This window comes from Bacillus sp. FSL R7-0646 (assembly GCF_037969865.1).
Taxonomy (GTDB): Bacteria; Bacillota; Bacilli; order Bacillales; family Bacillaceae; genus Bacillus; species Bacillus licheniformis.
In genome coordinates this window covers 2,750,538-2,770,544 of sequence record NZ_CP150217.1, presented here as the reverse complement: position 1 = coordinate 2,770,544, position 20,007 = coordinate 2,750,538, and the positions used below count along the sequence as shown (strand labels likewise).

Here is a 20,007-nt window from a genome sequence, read left to right as displayed (position 1 = left end):
GAGGACATGAAGACAGATGGATTTGAAGAAGTATGTGACAATTGTGCCGGATTACCCGAAGGAAGGCGTACAATTTAAAGATATTACAACATTGATGGACAAAGGCGACGTCTATCGCTACGCGACAGATCAAATTGTAACGTATGCGAAGGAAAAAGAGATCGATCTCGTCGTGGGACCTGAAGCGAGAGGATTTATCATCGGCTGCCCTGTCGCATATGCGCTTGGGGTAGGGTTTGCGCCTGTCCGCAAAGAAGGCAAACTGCCGCGCGAAGTCATCAAAGTCGACTACGGATTGGAATATGGAAAAGATGTCCTGACCATCCATAAAGATGCCATTAAACCGGGGCAGCGCGTCTTGATCACTGACGACCTGCTTGCAACCGGCGGGACGATTGAAGCAACGATCAAGCTTGTTGAAGAGCTCGGCGGCGTCGTGGCCGGAATCGCTTTCCTGATCGAACTGACATATCTTGAAGGAAGAAATAAACTGGACGGATATGATATTTTAACCTTGATGCAATACTAAACAAATTTTATACTATAAAAAGCACTCATAAAAAGCGGGTGCTTTTTTTCCTATTCATAAAAGTATTCCGGGGCCGGCAAAAGCCCTTTTGAATTTCTTCTCTTTACATCTGTGACATTTTTCTTGATAATAATTACAATACAGTTTTCAATTATAAAAAAGGTGATTCCATGGCGAACGAACAAGTATTAACCGCTGAGCAAGTCATTGAGAAGGCGAAAAGTTACCTTTCCGATGAACATGTTGCTTTTATAAAAAAGGCTTATCAGTACGCGGAAGACGCACATCGCGAACAATACCGCAAATCGGGCGAGCCGTATATTATCCATCCGATCCAGGTCGCGGGAATCCTCGTCGATTTAGAAATGGACCCCGCCACAATAGCGGGAGGATTTCTCCATGATGTGGTGGAAGATACGAGCGTAACGCTTGAAGATTTAAAGGAAGCATTCAACGAAGAAGTTGCGATGCTTGTCGACGGCGTCACGAAGCTTGGGAAAATTAAATATAAATCACAGGAAGAACAGCAGGCAGAAAATCATCGGAAAATGTTTGTGGCTATGGCTCAGGACATCCGCGTCATTTTGATCAAGCTGGCGGACCGCCTTCACAACATGAGAACCCTGAAGCATCTGCCGCAGGAAAAGCAGCGCAGAATTTCAAATGAGACGCTTGAAATATTTGCTCCGCTGGCTCATCGCCTTGGGATTTCAAAAATAAAGTGGGAGCTTGAGGATACCGCTTTACGGTATTTAAATCCGCAGCAATATTACCGGATCGTCAATTTGATGAAGAAAAAGCGGGCCGAAAGGGAATTGTACGTCGAAGAGGTCGTAAACGAAGTGAAAAGCCGCGTCGAAGAGGTCAATATTAAAGCGGACTTTTCCGGCCGGCCGAAGCATATTTACAGCATCTACAGAAAAATGGCGATGCAAAACAAGCAATTCAACGAAATTTACGACTTGCTCGCAGTCCGGATCCTCGTCAACAGCATCAAGGACTGCTACGCGGTTTTAGGCATCATTCATACGTGCTGGAAGCCGATGCCGGGCAGATTTAAAGACTATATCGCAATGCCGAAGCCGAACATGTACCAATCGCTCCACACCACGGTCATCGGTCCGAAGGGCGATCCGCTGGAAGTCCAGATCAGGACGTTTGAAATGCATGAAATTGCGGAGTACGGAATCGCTGCCCACTGGGCTTACAAAGAAGGCAAAAATGCCAATGAAGATTCAAGCTTTGATAAAAAGCTTTCCTGGTTCCGCGAAATTTTGGAATTTCAAAATGAGTCGAGCGATGCCGAAGAATTTATGGAATCTCTTAAAATCGATTTGTTTTCCGACATGGTATTCGTTTTTACGCCGAAAGGGGACGTCATCGAATTGCCGTCAGGATCCGTGCCGATCGACTTTTCGTACCGAATCCATTCAGAAATAGGCAATAAAACGATCGGGGCCAAAGTAAACGGCAAAATGGTCACCCTTGATTACAAGCTGCGCACAGGGGATATCGTAGAAATTCTGACGTCCAAGCATTCGTACGGTCCGAGTCAGGACTGGATCAACCTTGCGCAGACATCTCAAGCGAAGCATAAAATCCGTCAGTTCTTTAAAAAGCAGCGCAGAGAGGAAAATGTCGAAAAAGGCAGAGAACTGGTTGAAAAAGAAATTAAAAACCTGGACTTTGAAGTGAAGGACGTCTTAACAGCCGAGAATCTGCAGAAGGTCGCCGACAAATTCAACTTTGCCAATGAAGAAGACATGTATGCCGCTGTCGGCTATAACGGCATTACAGCCGCTCAAGTTGCAAACCGCCTTACGGAAAAAGAACGGAAGATCAGAGATCAGGAAGAACAGGTGAAAAGCGTTCAGGACGTAACGCCTGAAGTGAAACCTTACCAAGGGAAGAAACGCGAAGCGGGTGTTCGCGTCAAAGGCGTTGACAACCTTTTGATCAGGCTGTCAAAATGCTGCAACCCTGTTCCGGGAGATCCGATCGTCGGATTCATTACAAAAGGCAGGGGCGTATCCGTCCATCGCGAGGACTGCCCGAATGTTTTAACAAATGAAGCGCTCGACCGGCTCATTCAAGTAGAATGGGAGCATGAACCGCAGACCCAGCGGAGAAAAGAATATAACGTCGAAATTGAGATTCTCGGCTATGACCGCCGCGGTCTTCTTAATGAAGTTCTACAGGCAGTTAATGAGACAAAAACAAATATTTCATCTGTTTCAGGTAAATCGGACCGCAATAAAGTGGCGACGATCCATATGGCGATCTTCATTCAAAATATTAACCATTTGCATAAAGTAGTTGAACGGATTAAGCAGATCAAAGATATTTACTCCGTGCGCAGGGTGATGAATTAGGAGGAAAAGCGTCATGAGATTAGTTGTTCAGCGCGTCACAGATGCAAGCGTTTCGGTAGGAGGCGAGACTGTCGGCGAAATCGGCCTCGGCTTGATGGTGCTTGTCGGCGTGACGCACGAAGATACGAGCGAGGATGCCGCATATTTGGCGGAGAAGCTTGTCAATCTGCGAATTTTTGAGGATGAAGGCGAAAAGATGAACCTGTCGCTTTTAGATGTCGGGGGCTCCGTTTTATCGGTTTCTCAGTTTACCTTGTACGGCGACACGAAAAAAGGAAGACGGCCGAATTTTACAAAAGCGGCAAAGCCCGATCAGGCGCTTCAATTGTACGAAGAGTGGAACAGCATGCTTCGCGCAAAAGGCGTCACTGTCGAAACGGGAAGATTTGGAGAAATGATGGATGTCAAGCTGACAAATTCGGGTCCCGTCACGTTTATTATGGATTCGAAAGCATAAAAAGCTCCCGATTGGGAGCTTTTTAAATTAGTCAAAATAGTTTTCTAGACCGCTTCTGATGCCGTCTGTCACTCTTTCTCTGTAAGCGTTCGTGCTGACTACCGCTTCTTCTTGAGGATGGCTCAAGTAGCCGAGTTCAAACAATGCGGCGGGCTGTTTATTTTCTCTTAATACGAAGTAGTCCCCGAATAGTACGCCGCGGCTTGGCAGAGGCGAGTGCCTTTCGATCTCGGACTGCACGTCTGCTGCGAGCTTCCGGTCTTTGGACGGGCTGTAGTAATAGGCCGTATTTCCCCTGACGGACGCATTTGGAAAGCTATCATAATGAATGCTGATAAAAGCGTCGGCGTTTCGGTAATGAGAGGTCGCGACCCGCGACTGAAGGCTGACGAAAGAATCGTCATTCCGCGTCATATAGACGTTGACGCCATCGGCTCTCAGTTTCGCGGCAAGAAGCGTTGCCGTTTTGATGGTCAGCCGTTTTTCGAGCGTCCCCCGCGTTCCGATTGTCCCGCTGTCATGTCCTCCATGTCCGGCATCGATGACAACCGTTTTATTTTTGATTGTGCCTCCCGAGCTTGACCGCTTTGCCAAAGGCGGTGCTGCGCTTTTCGAATCTCCGGCTGAGCCTGCCTGGTCAACAGTCTGAACGACCCAGCTTGCGACATAAGCGGAATCGCCGTTTGACAGTTTGATTTCATACCAGTCTCCTTTTGTAGAGACGATCGGGTAAGACTCGCCTTTTCCCGTGCGTTTGACGATCGCTGAGGATGTCGAAGGCCCGCTTCTAACATTTGTGCCTTCATACACGATGGTGGCCTGCCGTTTTGCTTCGGAGCTGCTGCTTGTTTCCGAGGTTCCGCTGTTCTGTTTGTTTCCTTCGAGAATATAGTGGCTTGCGGCCCAGCCTTTTTGTCCATTAAATTCGATTTCATACCAGCCGTGCTGTTCGTTTAAAATCGTCACACTTGCATTCCGTTGGAGCGTGGCAATAATCCGGCCTTGATGGGAAGCTGTGCTCCTGACATTTAAGGTGGATACGCCGACCGTTCCCGATTTTGATGATGAAGCATGTGATGAAGACGATTGAGACTGTTTCGCGCCTGAACCTTGATTGACATAATCTGAATAGACCCAGCCTGTGATGTTCTGATAGGAAATCTTTATCCATTTTCCGTCGGTCTTTAGCAGGTCAGCCTGTTCTCCTTCAGGGAATACGCCTTGGACTTCATATGAAGTGCCGGGGCCTTTTCTGATTCTCAAGTTTGCTTCGGAAGATGTGACTTTTCCCGATGCGGAATCAGATCCGCTGGAGACTTGGCTCTTTTTCTTGATCAGCCAGGATACGACCCAGCCTTTTTGCCCGCCGTTCAGCTGGATTTGCACCCAATCCCCGCGTTCTTCAAGAATCGGATAGCTTTCATTCCTGCTGACGACGCTGACGATTTCGTGGCTCAGTCCAGGCCCGCTTCTGACATTGATTTCATCGGTGGCAATCACGGCTTCCCCGATGGCTGCAGAAGCTGTGTTTGACGATGTATAAAAGGCTGCTTGTGCTGCCAGCATCATCGATAGGATCAATACCGCTCTTTTTTTCATATTGATTCCCATCTCCTCCTTTCGGTAAAAAACTTGGAACACTACTTCTTCTTCTATATCGTATATTCCTTGCCGTTTTTTTAATAAAATGAAAATGATTTGTTTATACTATAGAAAAAAGATATCAAAAGGATGTTGCTGCATGAGGTATAATCAAAGAATGGGCAGGGCGATCCATGAGCAAGATGCCAATCTGCATCTAAAGGAGCATGCGGACCCGGAGCGCGCCGGCTTCATGGAAGAAACGGCCACTGAGCTGGGGCTGACGTCCAAAGAATCAATTCAGAATAAAAAGAACCGCAAATAGGGTTGACATGCAAACGTAACACTCGTATTATAATATAAATTAGTGTACATATGAGCTGAACTGAAGATGGAGAATAGTAGGCAAGAGTACGTGAAAAGAGAGGAACCGCCCTGGGCTGAAAGCGGTCTGCACGGTATCTTGACCGAATGAACACTCCGAAGGTTTCCCGCTGAAAGCCCGGCATAACATGCGAGCAATTAGGCGGCGGACGTGAACCTGCGTTAAAGGCATGAGCGGGAACGGATTTATCGTTCCAACTAGGGTGGCACCACGGGTATAACTCTCGTCCCTACTATTGGTTTTATAGTAGGTTCGGGGGTTTTTTTATTTCCATAAATGAGAAAAGCATTTAAGTCATGAGGAGGATTTTAAAAATGGGATTTAATATTCCAAGGGGAACACAAGATATTCTCCCCGGAGAATCGGAACGCTGGCAATATGTCGAAAAGATTGCGAGAGAAACGTGTCATGCGTATCAATATAAAGAAATCCGGACGCCTATTTTTGAACATACAGAACTATTTTCCCGCGGGGTGGGAGAATCGACCGATATTGTGCAAAAAGAAATGTATACATTCGCAGACAAAAAAGGAAGAAGCCTGACGCTTCGTCCTGAAGGCACTGCATCTGCAGTACGCTCTTTTGTGGAAAACAAACTTTTTGCAAATCCGGTTCAGCCGACGAAGCTTTACTACATTGGACCGATGTTCCGCTATGAAAGGCCGCAGACGGGCCGCTACCGCCAATTTTATCAATTCGGCATCGAAGCGATCGGTTCGAACGATCCGGCGATTGACGCGGAGGTCATTGCTTTGGCGATGAGTGTATACCGGAAAGCGGGTCTCAGCAACCTGAAGCTTGTCATTAACAGCCTCGGCGACAAAGAGAGCCGAACCGCTCACAGAGAAGCGCTGATCCGCCACTTTGAGCCGCGGATCGACGAGTTTTGTTCAGACTGTCAAAAACGGCTCCGGCAAAACCCGCTGCGGATTCTGGACTGCAAAAAAGACAGGGATCATGAACTGCTGAAAACGGCTCCGTCGATTCTTGACTACTTAAATGAAGAATCTAAAGCATATTTTGCAAAGGTACAGCAATATCTGACGGACATCGGCATTGCATTTGAGGTCGATCCGAATCTGGTGAGAGGGCTTGACTATTACAATCACACGGCCTTTGAAATCATGAGCAATGCCGAAGGCTTCGGAGCGATTACGACGCTTGCCGGCGGGGGGCGCTATGACGGCCTTACCGAGGAGTTCGGCGGTCCGAAAGCGCCGGGCATCGGCTTTGCGATGAGCATCGAACGCCTTCTCGCCGCACTGGATGCTGAAAATGTAAAAGTCGGAGCGGATGAAGGCATTGACTGCTATATCGTGACACTTGGCGACAAAGCCAAAGACTATTCCGTATCCCTTCTCTATAAACTGAGAGAAGCGGGGATATCCGCGGAAATCGACTATGAACAGAAAAAAATGAAAGGCCAGTTTAAATCCGCCGACCGTCTCAATGCGAAATATATCGCTGTTTTGGGCGAGGATGAACTGAACCAAAATCAAATTAATGTCAAAGATGGGAAAACAGGAGATCAACAGGCCATCGGCCTTGATGATTTCATCCGTTTTTTGAAAACAAACACTGAAAGTTAAAGGAGAGGACCGCTTTGTTTGGACGAACGTATTATTGTGGCGAAATAACGGAGAAGGCGATCGGAGAAACCGTCGTTTTAAAAGGATGGGTTCAAAAAAGACGCGATCTCGGAGGCTTGATTTTTATTGATTTGAGAGATCGTACCGGCATTGTGCAGGTCGTATTTAATCCAGACGTTTCCAAAGACGCCCTGGAAACAGCTGAAAGCATCCGCAGCGAATATGTGCTTGACATTACAGGCAAAGTCGTTGCCCGTGAAGAAGCAACAGTCAATCCAAACTTGAAGACCGGAAGGATCGAAATTCAGGCGGAATCGGTCGATGTGCTGAGTGCGGCCAAAACGCCTCCTTTTGCGATCAGCGACCAGGCTGCAGAAGTATCTGAAGACATCAGATTAAAGCACCGCTATCTCGACTTGCGCCGTCCGGAGATGTTCAACTCCCTGAAAATGCGCCATAACGTCACAAAAGCTGTCCGCCGCTTTTTGGATGACAACGGCTTTCTTGATATTGAAACGCCTGTTTTAACAAAAAGCACGCCTGAAGGCGCGCGCGACTATCTTGTACCGAGCCGGGTGCATGAAGGGGAATTTTATGCGCTTCCGCAATCTCCGCAAATCTTTAAGCAGCTCTTGATGGTGTCAGGGTTTGACCGCTATTATCAAATCGCCCGCTGCTTCAGGGATGAGGACCTGCGCGCCGACCGTCAGCCTGAGTTTACGCAAATCGATATCGAAATGTCATTTATGAGCCAGGAAGACATCATGAAGCTCTCAGAAGAAATGATGGCGCATGTGATGCGTGAAACGCACGGCATTGAAATCTCGCTTCCGCTTCCTAGAATGTCGTATGAGGATGCAATGAACCGATACGGCTCAGACAAACCGGATACGCGCTTCGGCATGCTGTTGACGGATGTGTCAGAAGCAGTGAAGGATTCGGACTTTAAAGTGTTCGCTTCGGCTGTGGCGAACGGCGGAGCGGTCAAGGCGATCAATGTAAAAGGAGCCGCTGCAAACTACTCTCGCAAAGATATCGATGCGCTTGGAGAGTTCGCTGCAAACTATGGAGCAAAAGGGCTGGCTTGGCTGAAAACAGAAGCGGATGGACTTAAAGGACCGATTGCGAAGTTTTTTGCCGGCGAAAAACAGGAGGCACTTGTTCAGGCGCTTGACGCCGCAGACGGGGATCTGCTTCTCTTTGTGGCCGACAAGCTCGAAGTCGCCAATGACGCGCTGGGAGCGCTTCGTTTAAAGCTTGGTAAAGAGCTGAACCTGATCGATGAAAGCTTGTTTAACTTCTTATGGGTTGTCGACTGGCCGCTTCTTGAGTACGATGCTGAGGAAGGCCGCTACTATGCCGCACACCACCCGTTCACAATGCCTGTCAGAGAGGATCTCAAGCTGATCGAGACGAATCCGCAGGACATGAAAGCGCAGGCTTACGACCTTGTCCTAAACGGCTATGAACTTGGCGGCGGCTCGATCCGTATTTTTGAAAAAGACGTTCAGGAGAAAATGTTTGGCCTTCTCGGCTTTTCAGAAGAAGAAGCGAAGGAGCAATTCGGGTTCCTGCTCGAGGCTTTTGATTACGGGGCTCCTCCGCATGGCGGAATTGCGCTCGGTCTTGACAGGCTGGTGATGCTGCTCAGCGGCCGTACGAATTTGAGGGATACGATCGCATTTCCGAAAACGGCCAGCGCAAGCTGCCTGATGACCGAAGCGCCAAGCGAGGTCGACAATGCTCAGCTTGATGAGCTGCACCTTGAAATCAAACGCAAAATTCGACAGTAAATTGTAAAATATACGGCTGTACATCCCATTGAAAATCAAAGGGACGTATGATATCATTTTTAACAAATAAAGTCCTGATGTGTTTGTTGTACACCTAGTTTTGACCGAACATTTTTTTACTTGGGAGTTCGATGTTTCCGAATGGAGCAAATGCCTCTTATCACTCGTGTGCTCAGGAGGACTTGCAAAGTTTGGAACAGAACACCCACCTGCCGAGAGCGGGATCAAAACGAAGGAATACGACAACGGCACAATCGGGACTTTTTTGTGCTTGAAAAGGCCGTTTTTCGGCCATACATAGGATAATCTATGAGGCGAAGCGAAAAAATATGACGGCAAAATGAAATAGACCGCTTGTTTAATCACCCGATTATGATAAGATACTATCGGTAACTGTTTATAAAGATGGAGTGAGATTCTTGTTACATCAGTTTTCACGCAACGAATTAGCGATTGGAAAAGAAGGTTTAAATATTTTAAAAAACAGCACGGTCGCCGTTTTGGGCGTCGGCGGGGTCGGTTCTTTCGCCGCGGAAGCGCTCGCCCGTTCAGGTGTCGGCAGAATCGTGATGGTCGATAAAGACGATGTTGACATCACGAATGTCAACCGTCAGCTGCCTGCTTTACTTTCAACGGTCGGACAGCCGAAAGTTGACTTAATGAAAGCGAGAATCGCCGATATTAATCCGGAATGCGACGTCATCGCTTTAAAAATGTTCTATACCGAAGAGACGTATGAACAGTTTTTTGCATATGAACCGGATTATGTAATCGACGCTTCAGACACGATTCATTATAAAATCCACTTAATGAAAGAGTGCCTGAAGCGCGGCATCAACATCATCTCAAGCATGGGAGCGGCCAATAAAACAGATCCGACAAGGTTTCAAGTGGCCGATATTTCAAAAACCCACACCGATCCGATTGCAAAAGTCATCCGGACGAGGCTTCGCAAGGAAGGCATTACGAAAGGCATTAAAGTCGTCTTTTCTGACGAAAGTCCGATCGTGATCCGTGAAGACGTACGCCAAGTCGTCGGAAATGATGAAGCGAAAATCCGCAAAGCGCAGATGCCGCCGTCTTCAAATGCTTTTGTTCCGTCAGTCGCAGGCTTGATTATGGGCGGCCATGTGATCATGGAGCTTTTGAAAGATATTCCGATCAAAAGGGTGAAAGATAAGTAATACAAAAACGACAGCAGAGGTGCTGTCGTTTTTGGTTTCAAGACAAACGGCCTCCTTAATGAAAAGAAACAGGCCGTTTATTATTTTTGTTTCATCAGCTTGTCGTATACTTGTTTCAGTGCGAGTTCAAATTTTCCCGTCTGCTTCGGCTGATAGTAAACTTTGTTTTTCAGCGGATCAGGCAGGTACTGCTGTTTGACCCAGCCGTTCTCGTAATCGTGCGGATATTTGTATTCCACACCTCTGCCAAGCTCAGCGGCTCCTTTGTAATGGGCGTCCTTTAAATGGTTCGGCACATCGCCGATCTTTCCGGAGCGGACGTCTGACAGCGCTTCGTCAACTGCAAGGATCGCCGAGTTCGATTTAGGAGACAGGCAGAGCTCAATCACGGCGTTGGCCAGCGGAATCCTCGCTTCCGGAAATCCGATTCGTTCCGCCGTTTGAATGGCTTGAAGCGTTCTTCCACCAGCCTGCGGACTCGCCAGCCCGACATCCTCATAGGCGATAACAAGCAGCCTCCGTGCAAGGCTTTCCAAATCCCCCGCTTCAATAAGCCTTGCCATGTAGTGCAGTGCAGCATTGACATCAGAGCCTCTGATTGATTTTTGGAAGGCGGAAATGACATCATAATGCGCGTCTCCATCTTTGTCATGGACAAAGCTTTTTTTCTGCAGGCATTCTTCTGCGATTTCCAATGTAATGCGTATCGCTCCCTCACTGTTTTCCTTTGTGGACAATACGGCAAGTTCGAGCGCATTCAAAGCTGAGCGGACATCTCCGCCGCAGCCGCGGGCCAAATGGTCAAGCGCCTCATCATCGACGGCAACGTCATACGAACCGAGGCCTCTGTGTTTATCTTCAAGCGCCCGTTTAATGGCCGTTTTGATTTGTTCAGGGTCTAACGGATGCAGCTCGAAAATCTGCGTTCTGCTTCTGATCGCCGGATTGATCGCATGGTACGGGTTGGCTGTCGTCGCCCCGATCATGATAATCATGCCGTTTTCCAAATACGGAAGGAGAAAGTCCTGCTTGCCTTTGTCAAGCCGGTGCACCTCATCAAGGATTAAGATAACCTGCCCCGACATTTTTGCTTCGGCGGCAATGGCTTCCATATCCTTTTTATTATTGATGACTGCGTTCAGCTTTCGGAAAGCGATGCTCGTGCTGCCGGCAATCGCCGTGGCGATCGACGTTTTGCCGATGCCCGGGGCGCCGTACAGAATCATCGATGAAAGGTGTTTGGCCTGCACCATCCGATGAATGATCTTTCCTTCCCCGACCAGGTGATCCTGGCCGAGAACCTCTTCGATTTTTGTAGGGCGCATTCGAAATGCGAGTGGTTTCATGATTGATCTCTCCCGAATGTATTCTTTTTATAGAGTAACGGAAAAAAGACGATTAGAAAAGAAATGAATATGGCAAGCTGAATATAAGGCCGAAAATGAAAGTTTATATAAAGTGTGCTATAATAACCTGTAATCTATCAGACGGACAAGGCCGGAACCTTGTCCCAACCGAGTTTTTAATATATAACAGACGCTTGAATCCGACAGCCGGCTTCCTGCCGGTGTTTCAATCTTGGAGATCGGCTTATGCCTTATGAGGATGCACCGCGGCGCTTTCTGCGCCTGAACGGGACTCGGCTTAAGGGCTTTTGTTTGCTGTGAGGAACGCCGAGCACCTTTGTTCTGGTGTGAAAAGGACTCGGCTAAGGGCTTTCACATCCTGTGAAAAACGCCGAGTACCTTCGTCCTGGTGTGAAAGGAGACTCGGCTAAGGTCTTTCGCGTCCTGCGAAAAACGCCGGTCACCTTCGTCCTGGTGCAAAAGGAGACTCGGCTAAGGTCTTTCGCGTCCTGCGAAAAACGCCGAGTACCTTCGTCCCGGTGTGAAAGGAGACTCGGCTAAGGTCTTTCGCGTCCTGCGAAAAACGCCGAGTACTTCGTCCTGAAGGCATGATTTATTATAGGTTAGAGGTGTTTATTTTGAAAATATCAACTAAAGGCAGATACGGGCTGACGATTATGATTGAGCTTGCGAAAAAGCATGGGGAAGGCCCGACTTCTTTGAAAAGTATTGCTCAGACAAACGATTTATCGGAACATTATTTGGAACAGCTTGTTTCACCTTTGCGGAACGCCGGGCTTGTGAAAAGCATTCGCGGGGCCTACGGCGGCTACATTCTTGGTGACGAGCCTGCGGCGATTACGGCGGGCGATATCATTCGCGTCCTGGAAGGGCCGATCAGCCCGGTGGAAGTGCTTGAAAATGAGGAGCCGGCAAAGCGCGAACTGTGGATCAAGATTCGCGATGCTGTCAAGGAAGTGCTGGACTCCACGACGCTTGAAGACTTGGCCAGCTATACAGAGGGCGAGCAGGAAGCGTATATGTTTTACATTTAAGATCGAGGTGTAATGGTAGGATGGAACGGATTTACTTAGACCATGCAGCGACTTCTCCGACTGACCCCCGGGTAGTGGAAAAAATGCTGCCTTACTTAACGGAAAACTTCGGAAACCCTTCAAGCATTCATTCCTTTGGAAGGGAGAGCCGGAAATGGCTTGACAGCACGAGGGAGCTGATCGCTCAGGAAATCGGAGCGCATCCCAATGAAATCGTTTTTACGAGCGGGGGAACCGAAGCCGACAATATGGCGATTCTCGGAAGCGCGCTGGCGAGAGAGAAGCAGGGCCGCCACATCATCACGACAAAGATCGAGCACCATGCCGTTCTGCATACGTGCAACAGGCTTGAAGAAATGGGATTTGACGTCACATATCTAGACGTCGACGAAAGCGGAAGAATCTCCGCCGAGCAGGTGAAAGACGCACTGCGAGACGATACCATCCTGGTGACGGTTATGTATGGGAACAATGAAGTGGGAACGATTCAGCCGATAGATGAGATCGGCGATCTGCTAAAGGACCATCCCGCGCTGTTTCATACAGATGCGGTTCAAGCCTTCGGTTTTTTGCCGATTGATGTGCAAAAAAGCCGTATCGATATGATGTCTGTCTCCGGACATAAACTTAACGGGCCGAAGGGAACAGGCTTTTTATACGTCAACGAAAACGTGAAGCTCAGCCAGCTTCTTTTCGGAGGAGAGCAGGAACGCAAACGCCGGGCGGGAACGGAAAATGTCCCGGGAATCGCGGGGCTCGGTGAAGCTGTTTTGCTCTCGGGTCGGGAAAGAGAAGAAAAATCGGATCTTTACCGCCGGTTTAAAGACATCATCACCCGTACGCTGGAAGCAGAAGGCGTCTCATTCGATGTGAACGGCAGCAGGCGGCACAGTCTGCCGCATATTTTGAATTTGTATTTCCCGGGAGTATCTGTTGAATCGCTGCTCGTCAATCTCGATATGGCGGGAATCGCAGTATCGAGCGGATCGGCGTGCACGGCCGGGTCTGTGCTTCCGTCTCATGTTCTCTCCGCCATGTTTGGCGAAGAAGACGATCGGCTCACGTCATCCATCCGGATCAGCTTCGGCTTTGGCAATACAGAGGAACAGGTTGAGCGCGCCGCGAAAGAACTTGCTAAAGTTGTTAAGCGTCTGTCATAAATTTCGGGAAGCCATGCTCCGAGCTAAAGATTCGCATCCTGCCCGAAAATGATGATATGATCTGAAAGGACAAGTTTTTGAATTGATTTATTGGAGTTGATGAAAATGGCGAAGCGGCCTGAAGATACACGGGTGGTCGTCGGAATGTCCGGAGGCGTTGATTCCTCTGTGGCGGCTTTGCTTTTGAAAGAGCAGGGCTATGATGTCATCGGAATTTTTATGAAAAACTGGGATGACACAGATGAGAACGGTTTTTGCACAGCGACGGAAGATTACGAAGATGTCATAAAGGTATGTAATCAAATCGGCATACCGTATTATGCGGTGAATTTTGAAAAGCAGTATTGGGAAAAGGTTTTTCAATATTTCCTTGATGAATATAAAGCGGGCAGAACGCCGAATCCAGATGTCATGTGCAATAAAGAAATTAAATTCAAAGCCTTTTTGGAGCATGCTTTGTCGCTTGGAGCCGATTATTTGGCCACCGGCCACTATGCGCGGGTCGACCGTACGGACGGGCGTGTTAAAATGCTCAGAGGGCTTGATGAAAATAAAGATCAAACCTATTTTCTAAACCAGCTGACAGAAGAGCAACTGAGCAAAGTGCTGTTTCCGATCGGGCAGCTTCAAAAAAGCCGCGTCAGGGAAATTGCAAAAGAAGCGGGGCTTGCGACAGCTGCCAAAAAAGACAGCACAGGCATCTGCTTTATCGGGGAACGGAATTTCAAAACGTTTCTCAGCCAGTACCTTCCAGCACAGCCGGGAGATATGCGGACGATGGAAGGCGAATTTAAAGGCCGCCACGACGGTTTAATGTACTATACGATTGGACAAAGGCACGGCCTCGGCATCGGCGGAAGCGGAGAGCCGTGGTTCGTCGTCGGAAAAGACCTTGAAAAAAACATCTTGTATGTAGATCAAGGTTTCGACAATCCGCTGCTTTTCTCCGATAAGATTACGGCGACAAACGTAAGCTTTGTGCATAAGGGCGTCTTCGGCGGCGAAGAGGAGCTCGCCTGCACGGCCAAATTCCGCTACCGCCAAGCCGATCATGAAGTCACTGTCAGAATGACCGGGACGGATGAAGCGGAGGTCGTCTTTAAAGAGCCGGTCCGCGCCGTGACGCCGGGACAAGCGGTTGTCTTTTACAAAGGCGAAGAATGCCTCGGCGGCGGAACGATTGATGATGTGTTTAAAGACGGACAACAACTTTGGTATGTATAAAACCGGGGCTCTGGATACACCCCGGAGCTTCTCGAACGGCTGCCGGCAATGTCGGCGGCCTTTTTAAAATAGTTCGTGAAAGGGAGAGGGCTTTTGGATTACAATCAAATTGGAATAGATGCAATGCAAAAAGGCGACTTTGAAAAAGCCGCTGAAGCCTTTACAAAGGCAATTGATGAAAACAGCGGAGATCCGGTGCCTTATATCAACTTTGCCAACCTGCTTTCTGCAGTCGGCGAATTGGACAGGGCGCTTAAGTTTTACGACAGGGCGGCTGCTTTGGATGAGAAAGCAGGAGCGGCTTATTATGGAGCAGGGAATGTCTATGTCATGAAAGAGCGGTATCAAGAAGCGAAGGACATGTTCGAAAAAGCGCATCGGACGGGCATGGAAAACAGCGACTTATATTATATGCTCGGAACCACGCTCGTGAAGCTTGAGCAGCCGAAGCTCGCAATGCCGTATTTGCAAAGAGCCGCCGAGCTGAACGATGCGGATGTCGAAGCCCGTTTTCATTACGCGATGTGCCTTGCCAATGAAGGGATGCTGGACGAAGCGATCACGGAATTTTCAAATGTAACGGAGCGCGACCCGTCCCATGCCGATGCATTTTATAATTTAGGCGTTGCCTATGCGTTTAAGGAAGATCGGAAAACAGCGCTCGACATGCTGAACAAGGCGCTGGACATTCAGCCGGATCATATGCTCAGCATTCGCGCCAAGCAGCTTTTAGAAGAAGCTTGATTGATCAAGGGCCGTCATGACCGATTTTGAATGGAGGGGGGATAACAGTGATGCAGCGCCATAACCCGGACCAGATCGAAATGGAAGAAGCTTCATTTGTAAAAGGAACGGTAACGGCTGTCATATATCATAATGAAACAAACCTGTATACCGTACTGAAAGTAAAAGTGGAAGAAACATCAGAGTCTTTTGAAGACAAAACCGTTTCTGTCACCGGTTACTTTCCTTTGATCCATGAAGACGATATCTACACATTTTACGGAAAAACCGCCTCCCATCCGAAATTTGGCCTGCAATTTCAAGCGGATCATTTCAAAAAGGAAGTGCCGACAACGAAAGAAGGCGTGATCCAATACTTGGCCAGCGATTTATTTGAAGGAATCGGCAAGAAAACGGCCGAGGAAATTGTCAATAAGCTGGGGGAAGGGGCAATCAACAAAATTTTAAGCGACGGCGCCGTCCTGTATGATGTCCCGAAGCTCTCCAAAAAAAAGGCGGATAAGCTTGCCGCTGCCCTTCAGCAGCATCAGGGGCTCGAGCAGATTATGATCTCCTTGAGCGAATTCGGCTTCGGCCCCCAGCTGTCCATGAAAATTTATCAGGCGTACGAAGCGGAAACGCTCGATAAAATCCGCGAAAATCCGTACCAGCTTGTCAAAGATGTTGAAGGAATCGGCTTTATCAAAGCAGACGAACTGGGCGGCAGAATGGGGATCTCAGGCAAACATGAAGAGCGGATCAAAGCGGCGATTTTATACACGGTTGAAGCGACATGCCTTCAAGAAGGGCATACGTACATAGAAACGAGACAGCTCATCATCGAGACGCAAAAGCTGTTAAACCAGTCAGCAGGCGATGAAAAAGTAACCGAGATGGATGTGGCGGACGCGATCATTTCCTTAGGGGAGCAAAAAGAGCTGTTCATTGAAGATGAAAGGTGTTATTATCCGTCCCTTTACTACGCTGAACAAAGCTTTGCCAAAAGGGTGCAGAAAATCGCCGGACAGACCGAATACGATGACCAGTTTCCCGAATCGGAATTCCTGCTCGCTTTAGGGGAGCTTGAAGAACGGATGAAAGTGCAGTACGCGCCAAGCCAAAAAGAAGCCATACAAAAAGCGCTGATGTCGCCGATGCTGCTTTTGACGGGCGGACCGGGAACCGGGAAAACGACCGTCATCAGGGGAATCGTCGAGTTGTACAGCGAGCTGCACGGCTTAAGCTTAAATCCGGCTGATTACAAAAAAGATGAAACGTTTCCGTTTGTGCTGGCAGCACCGACCGGCCGGGCCGCTAAGCGGATGAGCGAGTCGACCGGTCTGCCGGCCGTTACGATTCACAGGCTTCTCGGCTGGAACGGAGCCGAAGGATTTACGCACGATGAAGACAATCCGATTGAAGGACGGCTGCTCATTATTGATGAAACGAGCATGCTTGATATATGGCTTGCCAACCAATTATTCAAGGCGATCCCCGATCGGATACAGGTGATCATGGTCGGAGATGAAGACCAGCTTCCGTCCGTCGGTCCCGGACAGGTGCTAAGGGATCTGTTGGCATCGAATGTGATTCCTTCTGTCAGATTAACCGACATTTACAGACAGGCTGAAGGCTCTTCAATCGTTGAACTGGCGCACGAAATGAAACAGGGAAAGCTTCCGGAAAACTTGGCCGCCCCGACAAAAGACCGTTCTTTTATTCGCTGCCGCCAGCAGCAGATCAAAGAAGTCGTCGAAAAAGTCGTCAAAAACGCGCTGCAAAAAGGATATTCGGCCAGGGATATTCAGGTTTTGGCTCCGATGTACAGAGGAGCGGCCGGCATCAATGAGTTGAACGCCCTTTTGCAGGGCATACTGAATCCGCCGAAGCCGAAAGGCAGGGAAATGAAGTACGGAGATGTCGTGTACCGTACCGGAGATAAAGTGCTCCAGCTCGTCAACCAGCCGGAGCATAACGTGTTTAACGGTGACATGGGCGAGATCGTCTCGATTTTTTATGCGAAAGAAAATACGGAAAAAGAAGATATGGCCGTTGTCTCTTTCGACGGGAATGAAATCACGTTTGCAAAAAAAGATTTCAACCAGTTTACGCACGCCTATTGCTGTTCGATCCACAAATCGCAAGGCAGCGAATTTCCGATCGTCATCCTTCCGGTCGTCAAAAGCTATTACCGGATGCTGAGAAGGAACTTGCTTTACACGGCTATTACAAGAAGCAAAAAATTCCTGATTCTGTGCGGCGAAGAGGAAGCCCTTGAATGGGGCGTGAAAAATAAGGAATCATCAGAAAGGCAGACATCGCTTAAAAGACGGCTTCAGCAGGCGGCACATGAAGAGGATGAAGAGCTCATGGCGCTTCAAAAAGAGCTGCCATTCAGCGTCTATGACGCCAATATCGGGATGGAAGGCATTACACCTTTTGATTTTATGGAAAAGGAAGCAGAATAAGTGTTTTTCATGGAATCCATTTCATCGTATGAGTCGCGGCGCAACAGCAGATCATAAGAGTGTTCGTAAAAAGGTGGTTGATCACACTTTGAGAACATGCAATGAGCTGGAAGGACTCAATGTTTACGACAGACAGTCTTCTCTCCCGCTTGGGGTGGTAACGGATATCTGTTTTTCTCACGAAGGGACATGTCTCGGATTGATTATGGAAGAGAAGCGGCGCTTTTACAATCCCCGTTCGCTTCTTCCGCTTCCCGCGGTCACCGAAATCGGACGTGACGGCGTATACGTTGATTTCACCGAGTTCAAGCCGATGCAAGTTCCGAAGCAGAGTCTTTCTTATGACCAGATGAAGCAAAAAATGGTCAAAAACGGAGCAGGAGATACGCTGGGCATGCTGGAAGATGTATACTTTTCTTCCGACACGGGCATAATCGTAGCATATGAACTATCAGACGGTTTTTTTGCCGATTTGTCAGGCGACAAAAAGCAGATTCACTCATCTGGGGAACCGCTTGAAGTAGGCAGAAGCACAATCGTCTTGAACGAATAAGAGGTGTGTGTTCAAATGCTCGTTTGCCCGAATTGCAAAAGCAAAAACATCGGCAAAATCGGTGTAAATCAATATTACTGCTGGGGATGCTTTATTGAGCTGACCCTATCAAAAGGAAAAATTTCGACCCATCAAGTCGAAGAGGACGGAACATTGAGCAGCCTGGACGATCTGTTTACAGATGACGAACGAACGATCAACCTTTGAATGGAGGTTAGAAAGTTGAATCGTACAATGACTTCTCTCATTTCTTTAGGAGCCGGGGCTTTAATGTACTACATGGCGTCTCAGAACGATATGATGAACAAGCGAAACATGAGAAAGCTGAGAAGACGCGTCATGAAAATGTTTTAAGCAGAAAGGGATACCCTTAAAAGGGGTGTCCCTTTTTTTCTTAGGGAATAATTACAAGCAGAAATCAAAAGCTAACAAGGGGTGAAAAACATGCTGAAAAAACCGCTGCAGCTTTTAATGTGGGTCTCGATCTTTATGCTTTTGCTATTAACCGTCTATATCTTTTTGCAGCTGAGAATGATTTGGGAGCCTGTCTGCGTGCTGCTCAAGTCGATTCTGATCCCGCTGGCGATCGCGGTTTTTATCACCTATCTGCTTTTGCCTGTCGTGGAAAAGATACACCGGGCAGGCGTGCCGAGAACATTGAGTATTTTGCTGATTTATTTTCTGTTTTTTGCAGGTCTCGGCTACGCTTTTTACAAAGGGGTGCCGATCCTCATTAAACAGCTGACAGAGCTTTCAGAGGGAATTCCGGTTCTTGCCGCATCATACGAAAACATGCTGGATCAGCTGCATCATCATACAGACGGCTGGCCTGACGGCATGCACGACAGAGTCGACAGGTTCGTCAATCAGACGGAAGAATTCGTTGCAAGTTGGGTAGAACGGACGATACGAAGCATCCGATTCGTTTTTGATTATATGCTCTTGGCGGCGATCATTCCGTTTTTAGTATTCTACATGGTGAAAGATATTGATACGATGAAAAAGGCGGTATGGTATTTGACGCCTTCTTCATGGAGAGCAAGAGGCAGCGAATTCATCCGGGATGTCGATGATTCTCTCGGGGACTACATCAGAGGCCAGCTTTTTGTCTGCCTTGTCATCGGCTTGGGAGCGAGCCTGTCATTTTGGTTTTTTGACCTGCCCTATCCGCTGATCCTCGGCCTTGTCATCGGCGCGACAAATGTCATTCCGTATTTCGGCCCTGTCATCGGCGCGATTCCGGCTGTCATGGTAGCAGCCGCTTTATCGACGAGGCTCGTTTTCGTGGTGATCATTACGATTTTGATTCTTCAGTTTATTGAAGGCAATATCCTCGGGCCCCTTGTCGTCGGCAAAAGCCTGCATATGCATCCGGTTGTCATTATGCTTGGATTGCTGGCGGGCGGGGAGCTTGCCGGCATCATCGGCATGATTCTGGCTGTGCCTGTCATGGCTGTTATCAAAGTGATGCTCGTCCATTTTTTAGCGGCAAGAAAAGCGTAAGCGGCAGAAGTTTGACATAACGGCTTCCGTTGTCTATAATTTCGAAATAGACATACATACGTATCTCGATTGACGGATCCGAGTA

18 protein-coding genes, 1 other RNA gene and 1 other annotated feature are annotated in these 20,007 nt (G+C 48.2%); of the genes, 17 read left to right on the top strand and 2 right to left on the bottom strand.

From position 1 onward, the window contains the following. The first annotated feature begins 16 nt into the window (after nt 1–16). From MKY62_RS14405 to dtd, 3 genes are all read left to right on the top strand, one after another. Nucleotides 17–529: an adenine phosphoribosyltransferase gene (locus tag MKY62_RS14405; protein ID WP_003183964.1), complete on the top strand. Its 513-nt coding sequence runs from the start codon at nt 17–19 to the stop codon at nt 527–529. A gap of 170 nt (nt 530–699) precedes the next feature. Beyond that, on the top strand, nt 700–2,901 hold the full coding sequence (locus tag MKY62_RS14400) for a bifunctional (p)ppGpp synthetase/guanosine-3',5'-bis(diphosphate) 3'-pyrophosphohydrolase (protein ID WP_003183962.1): 2,202 nt from the start codon (nt 700–702) through the stop codon (nt 2,899–2,901). A 13-nt stretch (nt 2,902–2,914) separates the two neighbouring features. Then, the gene (gene dtd / locus MKY62_RS14395; RefSeq protein ID WP_003183959.1) at nt 2,915–3,358 is read left to right on the top strand and encodes a D-aminoacyl-tRNA deacylase; all 444 of its coding nucleotides are present in this window, start codon (nt 2,915–2,917) and stop codon (nt 3,356–3,358) included. Between the two features lie 27 nt (nt 3,359–3,385). Here dtd and MKY62_RS14390 read toward each other — a convergent pair whose 3' ends face one another. Continuing rightward, nucleotides 3,386–4,957: an SH3 domain-containing protein gene (locus MKY62_RS14390; RefSeq protein WP_011198158.1), complete on the bottom strand. Its 1,572-nt coding sequence runs from the start codon at nt 4,955–4,957 to the stop codon at nt 3,386–3,388. A gap of 142 nt (nt 4,958–5,099) precedes the next feature. Between MKY62_RS14390 and MKY62_RS14385 the strand changes: the two genes are divergently transcribed. From MKY62_RS14385 to MKY62_RS14365, 5 genes are all read left to right on the top strand, one after another. Continuing rightward, nucleotides 5,100–5,264, top strand: a complete 165-nt coding sequence (locus MKY62_RS14385; protein ID WP_003183953.1) for a YrzK family protein — start codon at nt 5,100–5,102, stop codon at nt 5,262–5,264. Between the two features lie 54 nt (nt 5,265–5,318). Beyond that, nucleotides 5,319–5,558, top strand: a binding site (T-box leader). Between the two features lie 80 nt (nt 5,559–5,638). After that, nucleotides 5,639–6,913: a histidine--tRNA ligase gene (gene hisS / locus MKY62_RS14380; protein WP_003183951.1), complete on the top strand. Its 1,275-nt coding sequence runs from the start codon at nt 5,639–5,641 to the stop codon at nt 6,911–6,913. Between the two features lie 14 nt (nt 6,914–6,927). Continuing rightward, on the top strand, nt 6,928–8,706 hold the full coding sequence (gene aspS, locus MKY62_RS14375; protein WP_003183949.1) for an aspartate--tRNA ligase: 1,779 nt from the start codon (nt 6,928–6,930) through the stop codon (nt 8,704–8,706). A 68-nt stretch (nt 8,707–8,774) separates the two neighbouring features. Next, nucleotides 8,775–8,971: non-coding RNA, 6S RNA (gene ssrS, locus MKY62_RS14370), on the top strand. Nucleotides 8,972–9,125: 154 nt separating this feature from the next. Then, complete coding sequence (locus MKY62_RS14365; protein ID WP_003183947.1) at nt 9,126–9,890, top strand: tRNA threonylcarbamoyladenosine dehydratase; 765 nt, start codon at nt 9,126–9,128, stop codon at nt 9,888–9,890. An 80-nt stretch (nt 9,891–9,970) separates the two neighbouring features. Here MKY62_RS14365 and MKY62_RS14360 read toward each other — a convergent pair whose 3' ends face one another. Next, on the bottom strand, nt 9,971–11,236 hold the full coding sequence (locus MKY62_RS14360) for a replication-associated recombination protein A (protein ID WP_003183945.1): 1,266 nt from the start codon (nt 11,234–11,236) through the stop codon (nt 9,971–9,973). A 638-nt stretch (nt 11,237–11,874) separates the two neighbouring features. On the opposite strand from MKY62_RS14360, the gene cymR reads away from it, so the two are divergent. The 9 genes from cymR to MKY62_RS14315 all read left to right on the top strand — a co-directional run bounded on the left by cymR (nt 11,875) and on the right by MKY62_RS14315 (nt 19,922). After that, nucleotides 11,875–12,291: a cysteine metabolism transcriptional regulator CymR gene (gene cymR, locus MKY62_RS14355; protein WP_003183943.1), complete on the top strand. Its 417-nt coding sequence runs from the start codon at nt 11,875–11,877 to the stop codon at nt 12,289–12,291. A 20-nt stretch (nt 12,292–12,311) separates the two neighbouring features. Beyond that, on the top strand, nt 12,312–13,451 hold the full coding sequence (locus tag MKY62_RS14350; RefSeq protein ID WP_003183940.1) for a cysteine desulfurase family protein: 1,140 nt from the start codon (nt 12,312–12,314) through the stop codon (nt 13,449–13,451). Between the two features lie 105 nt (nt 13,452–13,556). Then, nucleotides 13,557–14,675, top strand: coding sequence for a tRNA 2-thiouridine(34) synthase MnmA (mnmA, locus tag MKY62_RS14345; protein ID WP_003183938.1), 1,119 nt, complete (start codon nt 13,557–13,559; stop codon nt 14,673–14,675). Between the two features lie 93 nt (nt 14,676–14,768). Next, nucleotides 14,769–15,419, top strand: a complete 651-nt coding sequence (locus MKY62_RS14340) for a tetratricopeptide repeat protein (RefSeq protein WP_003183935.1) — start codon at nt 14,769–14,771, stop codon at nt 15,417–15,419. A 50-nt stretch (nt 15,420–15,469) separates the two neighbouring features. Then, nucleotides 15,470–17,866, top strand: a complete 2,397-nt coding sequence (locus MKY62_RS14335) for an ATP-dependent RecD-like DNA helicase (RefSeq protein ID WP_003183932.1) — start codon at nt 15,470–15,472, stop codon at nt 17,864–17,866. Nucleotides 17,867–17,954: 88 nt separating this feature from the next. Further along, the gene (locus MKY62_RS14330; protein ID WP_003183930.1) at nt 17,955–18,419 is read left to right on the top strand and encodes a PRC-barrel domain-containing protein; all 465 of its coding nucleotides are present in this window, start codon (nt 17,955–17,957) and stop codon (nt 18,417–18,419) included. 15 nt (nt 18,420–18,434) lie between these two features. Beyond that, entirely contained in the window at nt 18,435–18,626 is a 192-nt protein-coding gene (locus tag MKY62_RS14325) for a hypothetical protein (protein ID WP_003183928.1), read from the top strand. Nucleotides 18,627–18,641: 15 nt separating this feature from the next. Further along, nucleotides 18,642–18,773 carry a YrzQ family protein gene (locus tag MKY62_RS14320; RefSeq protein ID WP_003183926.1) on the top strand — a complete coding sequence of 44 codons (132 nt, stop codon included), beginning with the start codon at nt 18,642–18,644 and terminating at the stop codon, nt 18,771–18,773. A gap of 90 nt (nt 18,774–18,863) precedes the next feature. Continuing rightward, on the top strand, nt 18,864–19,922 hold the full coding sequence (locus MKY62_RS14315; protein WP_003183924.1) for an AI-2E family transporter: 1,059 nt from the start codon (nt 18,864–18,866) through the stop codon (nt 19,920–19,922). Nucleotides 19,923–20,007 lie beyond the last annotated feature (85 nt).

Bases quoted from the DNA above. Each gene is read 5' to 3' on its own strand.
- MKY62_RS14405 (WP_003183964.1), top strand. From the start codon at position 17: ATGGATTTGAAGAAGTATGTGACAATTGTGCCGGATTACCCGAAGGAA.
- MKY62_RS14400 (WP_003183962.1), top strand. From the start codon at position 700: ATGGCGAACGAACAAGTATTAACCGCTGAGCAAGTCATTGAGAAGGCG.
- dtd (WP_003183959.1), top strand. From the start codon at position 2,915: ATGAGATTAGTTGTTCAGCGCGTCACAGATGCAAGCGTTTCGGTAGGA.
- MKY62_RS14390 (WP_011198158.1), bottom strand. From the start codon at position 4,957: ATGAAAAAAAGAGCGGTATTGATCCTATCGATGATGCTGGCAGCACAA.
- MKY62_RS14385 (WP_003183953.1), top strand. From the start codon at position 5,100: ATGAGGTATAATCAAAGAATGGGCAGGGCGATCCATGAGCAAGATGCC.
- hisS (WP_003183951.1), top strand. From the start codon at position 5,639: ATGGGATTTAATATTCCAAGGGGAACACAAGATATTCTCCCCGGAGAA.
- MKY62_RS14360 (WP_003183945.1), bottom strand. From the start codon at position 11,236: ATGAAACCACTCGCATTTCGAATGCGCCCTACAAAAATCGAAGAGGTT.
- MKY62_RS14350 (WP_003183940.1), top strand. From the start codon at position 12,312: ATGGAACGGATTTACTTAGACCATGCAGCGACTTCTCCGACTGACCCC.
- mnmA (WP_003183938.1), top strand. From the start codon at position 13,557: ATGGCGAAGCGGCCTGAAGATACACGGGTGGTCGTCGGAATGTCCGGA.
- MKY62_RS14335 (WP_003183932.1), top strand. From the start codon at position 15,470: ATGCAGCGCCATAACCCGGACCAGATCGAAATGGAAGAAGCTTCATTT.
- MKY62_RS14325 (WP_003183928.1), top strand. From the start codon at position 18,435: ATGCTCGTTTGCCCGAATTGCAAAAGCAAAAACATCGGCAAAATCGGT.
- MKY62_RS14315 (WP_003183924.1), top strand. From the start codon at position 18,864: ATGCTGAAAAAACCGCTGCAGCTTTTAATGTGGGTCTCGATCTTTATG.